Origin of the sequence: Vibrio sp. 1CM2L (genome assembly GCF_023161695.1) — a bacterium.
Taxonomy (GTDB): Bacteria; Pseudomonadota; Gammaproteobacteria; order Enterobacterales; family Vibrionaceae; genus Vibrio; species Vibrio coralliirubri.
In genome coordinates this window covers 939,976-955,000 of sequence record NZ_JALNTT010000002.1, presented here as the reverse complement: position 1 = coordinate 955,000, position 15,025 = coordinate 939,976, and the positions used below count along the sequence as shown (strand labels likewise).

Genomic DNA, 15,025 nt, shown 5'->3' with positions numbered 1-15,025 from the left:
AAAAGCGCTAGCTCCCCCTAGCGCTTTTTTCTTTCAGCTGGATTCTGGTAGCAGGCTCTGAATCTTCTTCAGCAGTTTTTCGATCTCTTGTTTTTCATAATTGGCAGTCGCCTTAGATTGGCTACTTTCTCTCGGAAGCAGTGTGGTTTCGATATGGTGTTGTAACAAGGCATCTTGAGAATTGGCGTTGAGCTTCTCTGCAAGTCTCACCGCTTGCTGACCTATTTTTGTGAAATCTTGTTTGATGGTTGTAAGAGGCGGGTTGAAGAATGCGCTGTCTTCTATGCCATCAAAACCGACAACAGCGACCTTTTCCGGTACTGGTATTTGCAATTCTTGCAGAGCACGTAAAACCCCTAATGCCATTTGATCACTGGCGACCAACACAGCATCAAACCGGATTTGTTTCGCGACGGCGTCTCGAACGCCAAGGTAGCCACTTTCTGCTTGCCAGTTTCCTTGATGTTGAAACTGTACCTGACAGTTTGCATCTGATAACGCGGCTAACCAACTTTGCAGACGGATTTGTGAGGCACTGGACTCATTAGGCCCGCTGATCAACAAGTATTCACTGCGACCATTTTCAATAAGATGTTGAGCCGCCAGCTTTGCGCCCTCGGCATGATCGCCGCATATATAGTTAACTTGGCTGTTAGAAGGGACATCAATGAAGATGAGGTTGAGATGTTGATACTGCTCTACCAGCAATTCGGCATCTGCACTCTTTAAAGGCACATTGAGAATGATGCTGTCGACCTGTTGGGCGATCAGTTCACGAATGGCTTCGCGGGTGTTGGCGAGGTTCGGTTCTGATACCACAGAAAAAGCGGTGCCATACCCCATATCGTGAGCCTGCATTCGCACACCATTGGCGATCATTGCGGCTCCGTGTAAGGCCATATCGAGAGTCACTAACCCTATGCTGGTGGACTTGGAACGGCTGAGCATTTGAGCCCCTTTATTGGGCACATATCCAAGCTTCTTTATCGCAGCATTCACTTTGTTTCGAGTGGATTCTGCGACATCCTGCGAACCGTTCGTCACCCTTGATACTGTTTGAGTCGATACGCCAGCCAGCTTCGCCACATCTTTAAAAGTTACACTCATCACACCGTCCATCGAATATTCCCGTCGTTCGATGAGCTTATCCAATTTAGTGAAATGAAACTCTGCTCCCTTTCAAAAAAATGTCATTTGAAACATTAAATATGTTTCCGAAAACAGTCGATCTTGTGCAAATTTTAGTAACGAATAAGTATTTTTAGATCACGTTATTTAGCCGTATTGGTACTAATTCCAGTCTTCAAGTTCACTATTAATCTTAGTTTATGTTTACGAAAACAATAGAGATTGGCTATGAGCGAATTTATTCATCTAACAAGTAAAAACCACAGTTTGATCATCAAATCGGGCCGTACTCCAGAGGTTCTTCATTGGGGCGCTAAGATCGCCAGTATTGATGAAGATCTTTTGTTATCAACCGAGAGACCGATCTCTCAAGCACGCCTTGATGTCGATGTGCCGCTTTCTCTTTGTCCTGAATTGGGTAGCGGTCATTTTAATGCGCCGGGAATTGAAGGGCATCGTGATGGTTTTGATTGGGCTCCCGTTTTTAACACCGTCTGCGTAGAAGCTCAGGATCAGCAAGCCATTTTTGTTCTAGAAGACACCGTGTCTAAGCTTGAATTGACGGTTGAAATTAAACTGGATTACGAATCCGATGTGGTTCAAAAGCGCGTCACAGTAACCAATAAAGGGGACAGTAAATACTATTTAAATAAGCTGTCATCAACGTTGCCGCTGCCAAACCACGCCAATGAATTGATGACGTTCCATGGTCGTTGGTGTCATGAGTTCCAAACGCAACGTCAGCGTTTTGAACACGGTGGCTTCATGCAAGAGAACCGTCGCGGTCGAACTTCACATGAAAACTTCCCTGGCATGTTTGCAGGAACGCAAGTTTTCTCAGAGCAGAACGGTTTGGTGTGGGGCTTCCATTTAGGTTGGAGTGGTAACCACCAAATGCGTGCTGATGTCCGCAGTGATGGCCGCCGCTTTGTACAAGCGGGTGAGTTATTGCTAGCGGGTGAATCGATTCTAGAGCCAGAGGCAACTTACCAGACACCTTGGCTCTACGGCTGTTACAGCAACTCTGGTTTGAACGGTATTGCTCAACGTTTTCAGCAGTTTGTTCGTGACAACATTATTCAATTCCCTACCGATAAACCTCGCCCAGTGCACTTGAATACTTGGGAGGGCATCTACTTCGACCATAAACCGGAATACATCATGCAGATGGCAACGGAAGCCGGTGCGATGGGCGTTGAACGATTCATTATTGATGATGGTTGGTTTATTGGTCGCGATGGTGAACGAACGGCCTTAGGCGATTGGTATCTCGATGAAGTGAAATACCCAAATGGCTTAGAACCTGTGATTGAACACGTTAACCAACAGGGCATGGAGTTCGGGTTGTGGGTTGAACCTGAGATGGTCAGCCAAGACTCAAACCTATACCGTAACCACCCTGATTGGGTCCTAGGTTTGCAAGGTTATCATCAACCCTCTGGTCGTTGGCAGTATGTTTTAGACTTGCAGAACGAAGCGTGTTTTGACTACTTGTTCTCTCGCCTTGATGCGCTTCTGACTACGTACAATATCGGCTACTTAAAGTGGGATATGAACCGTGAATTAGTTCAGCCGGGCCACCAAGGTAAGGCGGCGGTGCATGGTCAAACTCAAGCCTTGTACCGTCTCGTCGATCAACTGAATCAAGCACACCCTAAGGTTGAGATTGAATCTTGCTCATCAGGCGGTGGTCGCATTGATTTTGAAATCCTCAAGAGAACACATCGATTCTGGGCATCCGATTGTAACGATGCATTGGAACGCCAAGCCATTCAAAAAGGCATGAGTTACTTCTTCCCTCCAGAAGTGATGGGTGCGCACATTGGCCCTGCTGAGTGTCACTCAACCAATCGTCGTCACAGCATCAATATGCGTGGTGTCACCGCTTTGATGGGGCACATGGGCGTTGAGCTTGACCCGGTTAAAGAGTCACAACAAGAGAAACAAGCTTTCTCTCACTACATCTCTCTGCACAAGCAGTTTCGCCATATTTTGCACTCAGGTCGCAGCTTCCGCATGGATCCTGCGGACAAAAACCAGAACATCTATGGGGTGCAGAATGATGATGAAATGCTGATCACCGTGTGTCAGTTGGCCATGCCTGAATACGCTCTGCCATCACCACTTCGTATTAGCTGCGTGGAAGACAGTGCGCTGTACCAAGTGAAGTTAGTGGAGATGCCACAAACCAGTTTCCAACTCATGAAGCAACGCCCTCAATGGTTAGATAAAACGCTGACTTTAAGCGGCGATAACCTCAAAGAGATTGGATTGACCTTACCTATTCTCGACCCACAGTCAGCCTTGATTGTGCATCTAAAAAAGATGTGAATTTCTGACTCTGAGTACCCCTACAAATAAAAATCTAAATATAAAAATTATAATCGGCAGCGAGGTATTGCTGCCGCAATAACTCAACTTAAGGAAAACAAAATGTCTATTACCGTTCTGCTGTCATTTTTGTTATTTACTGGGTTTGTAGTCGCGTTTACCTACAACAAAGTAAAAAATGACAAAAACACCTCACAAGATGGCTTCTTTCTTGGCGGAAGAAGCTTAACCGGCGGCTTAATCGCCAGCTCACTTATCTTAACGAATTTGAGCGCAACCAGCTTTGTTGGAATGAGTGCGCAGTCTTACACCCACAATATGAGTGTCATGGGGTGGGAAGTGGCCTCTGGTGTCACCTTGGTGATCATCGCTTTGATGTTGGTACCTCGTTATTTGAAACAAGGCATCACCACCATTCCCGACTTCTTAGAGAGCCGCTACGACATGTCGGTGAAGAAGTTTGTGACGTTACTTTTTTTGTGCCAATACGTGATCAATATTTTGCCAACCACACTTTACGCGGGCGCCGTTGTTTTGGGTGAAATCTTCGATGTTCAGGCTCTGCTGAATATTTCAGAGTTTAGCTCAATCGCACTAATTTCGGCGACGATTGGTTTACTTGGCTTCTTTTATGCGATTTATGGTGGCCTAAAGGCGGTTGTGATTGCAGATACCATTAATGGCGTAGGCTTGATTGTCGGCGGCATGATGATCCCTGTGTTTGGTTTGATGGTACTGGGCGAGGGGAGTTTCGGTGCTGGCTTAGATATTCTGCTTTATGCCGCGCCAGAGAAGCTTCAATCTGTGGGTACAGAAAGCGATCCACTGCCGTTCTCGACATTGTTCACAGGTCTACTATTGGTGAACTTGTATTACTGGGGTACTGACCAATCCATCATTCAACGCGCATTAGGTGCTAAGAACCTGAAAGAAGGTCAGAAAGGGGTTATCCTTGCTGGTGCGATTAAGGTTATCTCTCCACTGTTCTTGATCATTCCAGGCATCATCGCTTTCCATATGTTTGGTGCTGATGCCGGTAATCCAGACACCATGTACACCCGATTAGTTAATGAAGTTTTGCCTAAGCCGCTGGTGGGTTTTTTCGTTGCGGTGATGTTTGGTGCGATTTTGAGTACCTTTAATGGTGTGTTGAATAGCTCAACGACTCTGTTTGCATTGAACGTGTATAAGCCGCTATTTGGACAAGGTAAAACAGACGAAGAGCTAGTGGGTAAAGGGCGTATTTTTGGTGTCGTGATTGCGATTATCTCGGTATGTATCGCACCATTCATCATGTACGCACCAGAAGGTCTTTTCCAATATCTACAAATGGTGGCGGGCTTCTTCAGTGTGCCAATTTTCACTATCGTGTTTGTCGGCTATGTCTCTAAACGTGTTCCAGCTGTGGCGGCAAAAGTGGCGTTGGTGGTGTTTGTAAGTTCATACGCAGCAATGCAGCTAGTATTTAAAACACCGATTCACTTCCTACATCAATTGGCGATTCTGTTCGTGGTATGTACTGCGTTGATGTTCATCATTGGTTACTTTATGCCTCGTGAGTCTGAGTACGTGATGCCAGTCAATGAGAATATTGATGTGACACCTTGGGAGTTCCGTTTCGAGGCTTCGGCTATCATTCTCTACATGGTGTTAGGTGCTTACGTGATGTTCTCTGATGTGGGCTTTGTATCTGATGATCCAACTATCATGCAGGTTTACGGTGTGTGTGGCATCGTGATGTTAGTCGGTATTTTTGGCCGATTAGCAAAGCGTAAGAAAGGACTTGCGACCGCGTAGATGAGTTAGGGTAATTAAAAACGAAAACGCCGCTCTTTGGAAATAGGAGCGGCGTTTTTCGATCTTGTGAAGATAAATGGAAGGCTAAAAAGTCTAAAAAGAGAATCGAGTCCATTTCTTAGCTCGCCAGCGATAGGCCATGATGATTCCACGGAACCACTCGTCCATCGCGATTGCCATCCAAGCCCCCAATACGCCATAACCCCAATGCACGCCAAGCAAATAGCTCATGGCAACCCCAATGCCCCACATGCTGAGAATACCCATTTTGATCGGGAATTTAATGTCGCCAGCAGCCTTTAGACAAGAGATAAAGATCAGGTTAAATACTCGGCCAGCTTCAAGAATGATGGAACCTGCAATCAGTGCAGCAGTTAGCGCAATGATCTCTGGATCTTGAGTGAACAGATCGAGAATTTCTAAACGGAACACATATACCATGCAGGTAATCGCGGTTGAGGCGATAAAGCCAACCACAAAGTAACGTTGCACGCGCTTGGTAATCTCGTCGATCCAACCCTTACCAATGTAATAGCCTGTTTGGATTTGGCTGCCTTGACCAATCGCCAGTGCAAACGCAAAAGAGAGGCGAGCGATGTTTTGTGCGTAAGTAAACGCAGCCAATGAAGAGGTGCCCATCTGCACGACAAAGAAGGTAATGCTGATCTGAGCCATGTTATAAGAGAGCACTTCTCCGGCGTTCATCGAGCCGATCTTAATGATTTTTTGATAGATGGCTTTCGGCACAGATTTAAACTGCTTCACTGGTAGATCAATCCCTTTGCTTCTGACCACACCAATCAAGATCAACATCCCTATCACTTGGCTAATGACGGTCGCGGTCGCAACTCCTTGCACGCCGTATACAGGCAAACCAAAAGGTTGATATAAGGCACAGTAGTTACCGAATACGTTGATAACGCCTGCAATCATGTTGATCACCATTGGTGACTTTGAATAGCCATGACTGCGCAAAATAGTGGTGAGAACCACACCTATGGTTACATTGAAGGTGAGAGCACCACTGATGAACAGGTATTCTTGCGCATACTGTTCAACTTGAGGTTCGAGTTGATAGAGCGGGATAAAATATTCAGCAACAAGAACGGCAATAACACTCAGTAGCCCACCGGCAATAATGGCCAGAATGATGCTCGCTACGCCCACGTGAGCGCTCTCTTGAGTGCGGGAGGCACCATTGTATTGCGCGATTAGAATACCCGTACCACTGCTGACCATGGTCGAGACAATGATCAGGAAAAAGGATATTTGAGAAATAACACCAACGGCAGACACGGCTTTGTCCGAGTATCCCGATAACATGAATACATCACTGGTGTTGAGTGCGGTTCTTAAAAGAACTTCGATAAAAATTGGCCAGGTGAGCGCAACGATTCCCATACGTTTATTTAGGGTGGAATCAGCATTAGGCATTTAGGTTTTCTCAAAAAAGGGGTAGGCGACACTATAGTTTAGCGATTATTTAGTAAACGACTATCAAATTAATGTCCGGAAGGCTAATAAGGATAAATAAAATTCGAATAAGTCTTCAGAACCCAATGTTTCAGTGAGAGTGATGAAATTTTTGAGCGGAATTTCATAGCAAGAGCACTTTATATTTTTGTGAGTAAAAGCTTGCCAGTGTTAGCGGAGTACAGCGAATTAAGTAAAAGGATCATGATAGGCCAAATAGTCTAAGAGCTTGTTTATTAGATTATTTGGCTTCAAGTGTAAAAAAGGCACTCAGCGAGATACTGAGTGCCAAAGCCTGAAATTTATGAGGTTATCTTTTCATTGAATTCCAGAAGACAGGTATAGGTTTGATTTACTCTGCGTCAGTAAAGAAATCGTTGTAAAGCATGTACAGGTGAGCCGCACTCCAAGAGAAGTTTGGTGCGCCTTGTTGTTCACCGTTCAATGGGTTGTAGTTCTCACGGATAGGACCGTCTTGAACTAACCCATCGGCGTGGTCAAAGAACGCGCCTGCCATTTCAATCGCATCGTCACGGTAGCCGTAGCTGTCCATGCCTTTTAGACCGAAGTAGAATTGGTCTACCCAAACGCGTCCACGCCAGTAAATATCTGGGCCGAATGCTGGGCTAGAAAGCGCTGCTGTGCCTAGTGGAACGTAGGTATTGAACTCTTCCGTATCTTTCATCACAGAGACAACCGCATCAGCGTGACCTTGCGTTGCTGCGCCATTGAACAGTGGTGACCACCCTTCAGGGCCTTTACCACGTTCTACAATAGGTTTACCTGCACAGCCATTGGCTAGTGGTTTGTCTTCAATGCGAATGTCGTAGAAGAAGTTAGTGCCTTCGTCGAACATACAAGTGTTGATGTAGTTCGATAGGTGCTCTGCTTTTTCACGGAACTCTTTTGCTTCTGCGTCTTTACCTAGAATGTCAGCCATTTCAGCTAGGTACTTGTTATCGCTGTACATGTAGCTTGCTTGGTCGACAGATTCTTGCAGTAGAGAGTAGCCCAGTAGCGTGCCATCTTCAGCGCGGTTTTGAGCGAACTCTACATCCCAATCGCTGCGCTTACCGCCGTTTGCAACATACGCGTCTAGCTGGTCTTTATCGATGAAACCAAAGGCTGCTGCATCGTCACGACCTGACTCCCAAGATGCGGCTGTTTGCGCTGGGCTTTCGATGTAATCGTAGTTGCCTTGTGCAACCACTTTATCCAGTGCCGCTTGGCCTACGATTGTTTCGTGCTTATCGCCACGAACCACGGTGAAGTACATTTCGCCTTCAGGTGTGTTGTGTGCTTTGTCGCGTGCTGCGCCGTATTCAGGCACACCGTTGCCGTTGTTATCACGGTTGCGTAACCACCAATCATGGTATGCCACTAGCTTTGGATACATCTCTTCTAGCCAAGCTTCATCGTTGGTGGTCTTATAGACTTCCATTACTGCCCATGCTGCTAGGCTTGGTTTGGTGTTACGCTCATTCCAGTTACCGCCGTCGCCGCCACGTTCTGGGCTTAGGTTGTAAGCGAGTAGATCGGGCACGTAGCCTTCATCCCAAGGGCGAACGGCATCGTCGGCTTGGATTTGGTAAGCGAACATTGCACGGATGTTATCTTTCGCTACGTCTGGGTTGAAGTGAGCCATTGCGTAGGCTTGTTTCCATGTGTCCCAAGGCCAAGTTTGGTTGCCTGAGAACCAGCGCGCCGTCACTGATGGTGTTACAGAGTCAAACTCCATCGCACCTGCTGCGCCGCGCCAGTTACCGTTTAGGGTTTCCATCGCTTTTACTGCAACACGCTCTTGCTCTGGTGTTGCGTTTGGGTTGGTTAAGCCCATCTCTAGGTAACCTTCCCAGCGTTCTGCTGATGCAATTAAGAAGTCGGTAGGGTTTGCCATGATCTTTTTGATTTCTGGCTGCTCAGCTTTTGCTTCTTCTGCCGTTAGAACATGCGAGTAAGTCGTGTAGATGGTGGTTGATTCTTCAATGCTTGCGGTTGAAGTAAACGCTAGGCCATCCACTGTGGTTTGTGTTGGAATCGACTTGTGAACTTGGTACTCAGACTCACCAGAAGTCAGTAGATCCCAAGTTGAACGCACCTTACCAAAGGTTACTTTTAGGCCATCGTCAGTTGCGACGATTTGACGGTCATACTCAGGGTAAGTTTCAGCAATGGTTTTGTCGGTTTGCGAAACGCCCTCTTTGGCGTGCGTCTTTTCTAGTAGTTCACCATCCCACACTAATTCGACAGGGGAGTCTGTGGTGATTTTAGTTTCTAGTAGAGAGGTACGGTTTGAAGCAAAACGCATCGTCATTTCTACTGTCACATCGTCAGATTTTAGTGTCTGAACCAATGCGCCCGGTAGGCTGTAAGCTTCCATGGTAAATGCGACTTTTTTGCCATCTTTGAACACGCTTAGGCGGTCAAAATTATCAGCCATGAAGTTGATGTATTCTTCAGTAAGTAACGCAGTTCCTGGGAACCCGCCCATGCCTTCTGCACTGTCTGGTAGTAGGTGACCGTGCCATGCGCCTAGGTCGAAGAATGGGTTAAAGCGTTGGTGGTCATCGAAGTCGTAGTCACGCATGTATTCTGGTGAGCCAGTACGGTCGATAACGTTCTTAAATTGGTTGGCTTGCAGTTGTTCTGCATCAGAACTTGAGCCAGAGATGGAGTTTGATGCACAACCAGTAACGACAAGGGCTGCACCGATAGCGAGAGCTGCGAATGATTTATTCAGTTTCATGATCAATTCCTGTTATTACCAGTAGAAGTATTGCATTGCGAACACCTGAGCGTCGCCGATTTCAGTGTCGCTGCCTACGCCAAAGCGGCTATCGAAAGCAGTCGCAAATGTGCCGTTTCCATATTCGTACCAAACGCCCGCGTTGATGTAAGAGGTGATTTCTTTGTCGCCGTTGTCACCATCAAAGTTTGCGTAGTTGTAGGCTGCTGAAAGGTAAACGCCCTGAGCCGCTTCGTACCAAGCACTGGTTTGAATACCTGATTCGCTGCCAAATGATTCTTGGTTGCCTTTATCTGTGTCGTGCCAAATACGAGTCGCAAAGTTTTTGTATTCAGCACCCAATAGCAATAGTTCACCGCCATCGTTGTTACGCACTTCACCACCACCCATTAGGGTTAAGTCGTCGGTCAGATCGTATTGGAGGTAACCGTTGACCATGGCGTTCTTATCTTTCCATTGGTCTGCAAAGTTGTCGTATTTACCGAAGTGAATGAGAGCATCGTCTTCAGAGAAGTCAGACTCTGGCGCGAATGAAACGCTGTAGCGAAGCTTGCCTTCTAGGTTTTGGATCTTCACACCAAGGTGTACGTCTCGCGTGTTTGAGATCGCGTAACCGTATTCAACCGTAGGGTCACCCCACCATTGAACGTCATCCAGTGAAGAGTCCATACGACCAATCATGAATTCTGTTTTGTTGTCGGTGCGGTAGCCAGCGTAAAAGCGGTTAAAACCACCTTCGAAGCCGCCCCAGCCGTGGCCAGTTGCCCAAGCGTTGCCTTCGTCGTCGGCTTGCACTGTCCAGCCTTCCATGTAAGCAAGACCGAACCAATTACCGTGTTCGATCGCCAAGCCTGCTTCGATGTAAGTACCGTCTGCATAACGGCCTTTGTCATCACCTTCTAGCGCCACGTGACCACCAAGGCCAAGCTCACCATAAAAGTTAAATAGGGTTTCAGTTTCTGTTTTAGGAGGCTGAGTATCACTGTGGTTTGCTGCGGACTCTTCCGCGTGGGCAGTGGTACTTAGGGCAGCAAGAATACAGCTTGTAATAAGAGTGGTTTTAGTAAAACTACTTTTCATTTTTAATCACTTCTGTGTCGGGTTATAAATGAAGGTTCGCAAGCAGTTCTGACTTCTAATATGGGGTGCTCTTCAAGGCGTATTGGTCAGGTTACTTACGATCGCAAAACCGATATTAATGATAATTTTGATGTTTAAAATTAATTCAGTTTAAAAGTGTGATCTATTTTTAGTAAATATTTACTTTGTTTTTATTTTGACTTTAAGTTGAATGTGTAGAGGCATGGCTAGGATGGTAGGTATTCAGTCAGTGAATTAATTCACAGGCGCTTCGATTGTTGAATCGAATGTCCTCTTTCTTGAAGGCTTTGGTGAAATTTAGGTGTTGAGTGGGAATGTACCGACAAATAAAAAGGCACTCACCAAACGGGAGTGCCTTAAGTTTTCGATCAGAGTGTAGGGTAAAACTAAGCGTTTGCCGGTTCAGGCTTTGCTTCTAGTTTTTTCTCTTCTGGAGATAAGCTTTTCTCGTATTGACCGTACTTCCACCATGCGTAGCCAAGGAAGATCACGATACCGCCCACGTTGTAGAAGATGATGGTCATGATATCTGCGCCTGTTGGGAAGGTAGAAGCGAAGAAGCCAACCGTAAAGATAGCGATAAGAATCGATACTGCAGTAATACCGACCGTACGAGAACCCATGCGGAAATCACGAGGAAGGTGATCCAGTTTCACACGGAGGTGAAGGTAAGCAATCATGATGAACAGTGGCGGTAGCATAGAAGCTGCTGCAGTCATGTTGATGATGGTGCTCATCAAGTCTTGAACGGTGTCAGACGCCAACGTTGGGATGAACATCAGTGGAATTACGATGAAGAACTGAACCCATGCCGCGCGCTCTGGAACGCCTTGTTTGTTAAGTGCGACAGTTTTCTCGCCGAAGATGCCTTTAGGGATTTCAGAGAAGAAAATCTTAACGGGTGTCGCTGTCCACATCAGTAGAGAGCCTAGCATCGCCGTGAATGAAACCACACCAACGAAACGGTTCATCAAGATTTCAGACAGGCCAAAGTGTCTTGCTAGCCCTTCAAATACCTGAACTGAGCCGCCTGTAAATTTAAGTTCTTCACGCGAAACAAACACGTTCGCTAACACAGACCCTACCGAGTAAAGCGCACCAATGAAGATACCCGCGATAATGATTACCTTAACGAAAGACTTGTGACCGCCTTTGATGTCGTTAACGTAAACCGCGACCGATTCTGCACCGCCTGCCGCCATGAAGATCCAAGTGATTACGCCAAGGAATGCCCAGTTGAAGCTTGGTGTCATGGCTTCAATGGTGATTGGGTCAGCTGGCTCGATACCGCCTACCAAAGCCCCGCCAGATAACAAGATGTAAGACATCGTTAGCAGCAGCATCAGTGAGGATGTTAGTGAAGTGATAGGGCCCAGTAATTTCGCACCGTTGTTAGAGATATGAGTCGCGACCGCAAACAAAATAGTACTCAGAATTGCGGTGGTCATTGGTGTGAATATGTACTCGAAACCTAAGAACGCATACGACGCGTAAGCGATGATTCTAGGCAGCAGAGAGGTAAAGAAGAACAGGTTAACAAACCAGTAGGTGTAAGCTGAAATAAACGCCCATCGGCCGCCTAGAGAGCTTTTAACCCAAGAGTAAACACCCGCTTCAGAGTCTTTATTCAGTGACACAAACTCTGCAACGATCAAACAAAATGGTACAAAGTAAAAGATGGTTGCTAGAAAGAACATCGGAGCCGAAGAAAGGCCAATCTCGATGTTGTTATTAATGATGTTATTGAAGCTGTATACCGCCGCGAAGGTCATAGACAGTAGGGCAAATTTGCCTATCGTACTGCGTTTATTTTCGGACATGATGTTCTCCGGTGAATCACGTTGATGATCGTTATAACTTGGTCCTAGAGAGGGAAGCTCTAGGCCGCACTTTTATTGTTATGTTGGTTTGGCAAACACCCGCTTTGTTTTGTCAGGGTTGGCTCATTGTTGTTTTTATAGATTTACGATCGGACTTCTTTGGGCTTTTTCTCTCTGGTATTTCAGTAAACTTATTACCAAAACAAAGAGTTAAAGATTAAGAAGTTCATTGAAGAGATTGCTGGTTTCATGAACGACGATTTATAAGGTTTGTAGGGGCTTTTTGTCGTTTTTTTTATATGAATCAGTTTGTCTCTTCAGCAAGAAGATTAAAGATTAAGCGGCGGAAAGTTAATCGAAATTGATCAAATATGTGACCTCGAGTAAATAAATTTAGTTAATGTTTTACCTTGGTTTTTATTCGAGTTTTATTACCTATTAATTGGTGTTTTTCGTGAGCTGAAACCTTGACGGAACGCCGTTTTTATTTATTGAATTTCCTTTTAATTGTCTGATTTAAAACAAAAAAAGCGCCTTAGTAGGCGCTTTTAAAGTTGGGGGAATGCAGAGTGCTACGATTGCTTAGCTGTTTCTAGCTTTGCGTCTTTACCTGCCTGCTTTTTTTCAAAGCGCGAGATCCACCACCAAGCAAGACCAGAGAATACCGCTGTCATGAATACGTTGATAAAGAAGGCTTGAACTAGGTCAACACCTGTTGGGAATGCAGATGCCGTCATACTCACAACGAAGATGCCGATAAGCACAGAGACAACAGCCATACCTTGAACTCGAGTACCCATGCGGAAATCACGTGGTGTGTCGTCATGCTTCAAGCGGAATACAAAGTACGCCACCATTATGAAGATAGGCGGAAGCATTGCTGTACCAGCGGTTAGGTTAATTGCTGTGTTCATCATGTCTTGTACTGATTCCGAGCCGAAGCCGTTTACCACAAGCATCACGAATACAAACGCGAACTGCCACCAAGCTGCACGTACTGGCACGCCGTGTTCGTTAAGCTCTGTTGTCTTCTCGCCGTAAACACCTTTAGGAATTTCAGAGAAGTGAATTTTTACTGGAGCTGCTGTCCACATCATCATCGAACCGAACATAGCAACGAATAGGATAATACCGACGAAGCGACCCGTTAGAGATTGTGAAATGTCGAAGTAGTTCGCCATACCTGTGAAGATTTCAACCATGCCGCCAGCGTAGGTCAGTTCATCTCGAGCAACGAATACGTTAACAAGTAGAGAGCCAACTGCGTACATTGCGCCGATTGCGATACCCGCACCAATGATAACCTTGATGAAAGACTTGTGACCGCCCTTAACATCGTTTAGGTAAGCGGCTGCGGTTTCTGCACCACCGGCTGCTTGGAAGATCCAACACATGATACCTAGCGTTGCCCAGTTGATGGTCGGTGTCATTGCTTCAAGCGTGATTGGTTCTACTGGTTCATGGTTGCCGCCCAGTGCCATGAGTGCACCGATAACGTAGATTGCAAATAGAGCAAATACACCGTATGCCACGATCTCGGCAATCTTACCTAGCCAGCTCGCGCCTTTGGTTGAGATGTGGGTCGCTGCTGCAAACAGAGCAATCGAGATAGCCGATGTAACGACTGGTGAGAAGGCGTATTCATAGCCCAACATCGCGTAAGACGCATAGGCGATTACGTTTGGTAGCAGGGATACAAACCAGAAAAGGTTTACGAACCAGTATAGGAACGAACCTAGGTAGGCTGCTTTTGAGCCTAGTGGTTTTTTAAGCCAGTCGTACATGCCTGACTCAGAATTTTTATTTGCAGATACGAATTCAGCAATGATGAACACGAATGGAATGAAGTAAATAAGGGTTGCGAGCAAAAAGATAGGGGCTGAACTCAATCCCAATTCGATGTTGTTGTTTACAATGTTGCGAACGTTAAATACCGCTGCAAATGTCATGGAGAGTAGGGCAAATTTGCCTAACTTACCGCGTACAGATTCAGACATAGTGTCCTCCAAGGGTCACGTAATTATAGTCGTTATATCTTTAAGCTTCCTTGTAGGGAGGAAGTATAAAGGCGTTTGCAGTGTGGCTGAGTCTTGAACGGCAAGCCTCAGTCACACTGTGAATAGATCTTGTTGTTGCTACTTTCGGCTGTTTGGCTTCGGTAGCTTGTTTTCGGTTACTTATTAAGGAAGTAGCCGTCTTCGATAGTCACTTTCAGCACCACTTTGCGAACTCGGTTATCACCGTGAAAGCGGTAAGCTTTGCTGTTATCAAAGATCGCCACTTGGCCTTCAACTAACTCACGAGTCTCGCCGTTACCCATGAGGTGTTCACGGTCGGTTTCATCGCTGTAAGCTTGGGTCTGTTCAAGCTGAGACTTATCTGCAAACTCAACCGTTTCACGACCTTCCAAGTAGTAGTGCACATCAAAGTAACGGCGGTTACCGGTGAAGTTTTCTGTGTTACGAGCCACGCCGTCTTCAATCATGTAAGCCAGTGAGTCACCAATGGAATACATCACGCCATCTTTGATGTTGCCGATGTTTTCAATCGCTTCTACACAGCGTTGCCATTTACGACCGTCGCGGTAAACGACTTTAAATTGCTCTAGGTTGTCTAAAACGATCATCGC

Annotated in this window: 9 protein-coding genes; 2 read left to right on the top strand and 7 right to left on the bottom strand. The window is 46.0% G+C overall.

The annotated features are described in order from the left end of the window. Positions 1–33: 33 nt before the first annotated feature. Positions 34–1,107 carry a LacI family DNA-binding transcriptional regulator gene (locus tag MSG34_RS09345; RefSeq protein WP_248337145.1) on the bottom strand — a complete coding sequence of 358 codons (1,074 nt, stop codon included), beginning with the start codon at positions 1,105–1,107 and terminating at the stop codon, positions 34–36. A 249-nt stretch (positions 1,108–1,356) separates the two neighbouring features. On the opposite strand from MSG34_RS09345, the gene MSG34_RS09340 reads away from it, so the two are divergent. Both MSG34_RS09340 and MSG34_RS09335 read left to right on the top strand, forming a co-directional pair. Next, the gene (locus tag MSG34_RS09340; RefSeq protein ID WP_248337142.1) at positions 1,357–3,459 is read left to right on the top strand and encodes an alpha-galactosidase; all 2,103 of its coding nucleotides are present in this window, start codon (positions 1,357–1,359) and stop codon (positions 3,457–3,459) included. Between the two features lie 102 nt (positions 3,460–3,561). Continuing rightward, positions 3,562–5,256, top strand: coding sequence for a solute:sodium symporter family transporter (locus MSG34_RS09335; RefSeq protein WP_248337140.1), 1,695 nt, complete (start codon positions 3,562–3,564; stop codon positions 5,254–5,256). Positions 5,257–5,349: 93 nt separating this feature from the next. Here the strand turns inward: MSG34_RS09335 and MSG34_RS09330 are convergent, their stop codons facing one another. The 6 genes from MSG34_RS09330 to MSG34_RS09305 form a co-directional block, all read right to left on the bottom strand. Then, the gene (locus tag MSG34_RS09330; RefSeq protein ID WP_248337138.1) at positions 5,350–6,690 is read right to left on the bottom strand and encodes an MATE family efflux transporter; all 1,341 of its coding nucleotides are present in this window, start codon (positions 6,688–6,690) and stop codon (positions 5,350–5,352) included. Positions 6,691–7,081: 391 nt separating this feature from the next. Continuing rightward, positions 7,082–9,475 carry an alpha-glucosidase gene (ygjK, locus tag MSG34_RS09325; protein ID WP_248337136.1) on the bottom strand — a complete coding sequence of 798 codons (2,394 nt, stop codon included), beginning with the start codon at positions 9,473–9,475 and terminating at the stop codon, positions 7,082–7,084. 15 nt (positions 9,476–9,490) lie between these two features. Beyond that, on the bottom strand, positions 9,491–10,555 hold the full coding sequence (ygjJ, locus tag MSG34_RS09320; protein ID WP_048605573.1) for a protein YgjJ: 1,065 nt from the start codon (positions 10,553–10,555) through the stop codon (positions 9,491–9,493). Positions 10,556–10,962: 407 nt separating this feature from the next. Continuing rightward, positions 10,963–12,396 carry an amino acid permease gene (locus MSG34_RS09315; RefSeq protein ID WP_048615552.1) on the bottom strand — a complete coding sequence of 478 codons (1,434 nt, stop codon included), beginning with the start codon at positions 12,394–12,396 and terminating at the stop codon, positions 10,963–10,965. A 572-nt stretch (positions 12,397–12,968) separates the two neighbouring features. After that, a complete protein-coding gene (locus MSG34_RS09310; protein ID WP_048605567.1) occupies positions 12,969–14,393 on the bottom strand; it encodes an amino acid permease in 1,425 nt (474 codons plus the stop codon). 176 nt (positions 14,394–14,569) lie between these two features. Further along, on the bottom strand, positions 14,570–15,022 hold the full coding sequence (locus MSG34_RS09305) for a beta-galactosidase subunit beta (protein ID WP_048605561.1): 453 nt from the start codon (positions 15,020–15,022) through the stop codon (positions 14,570–14,572). Positions 15,023–15,025: the final 3 nt, after the last annotated feature.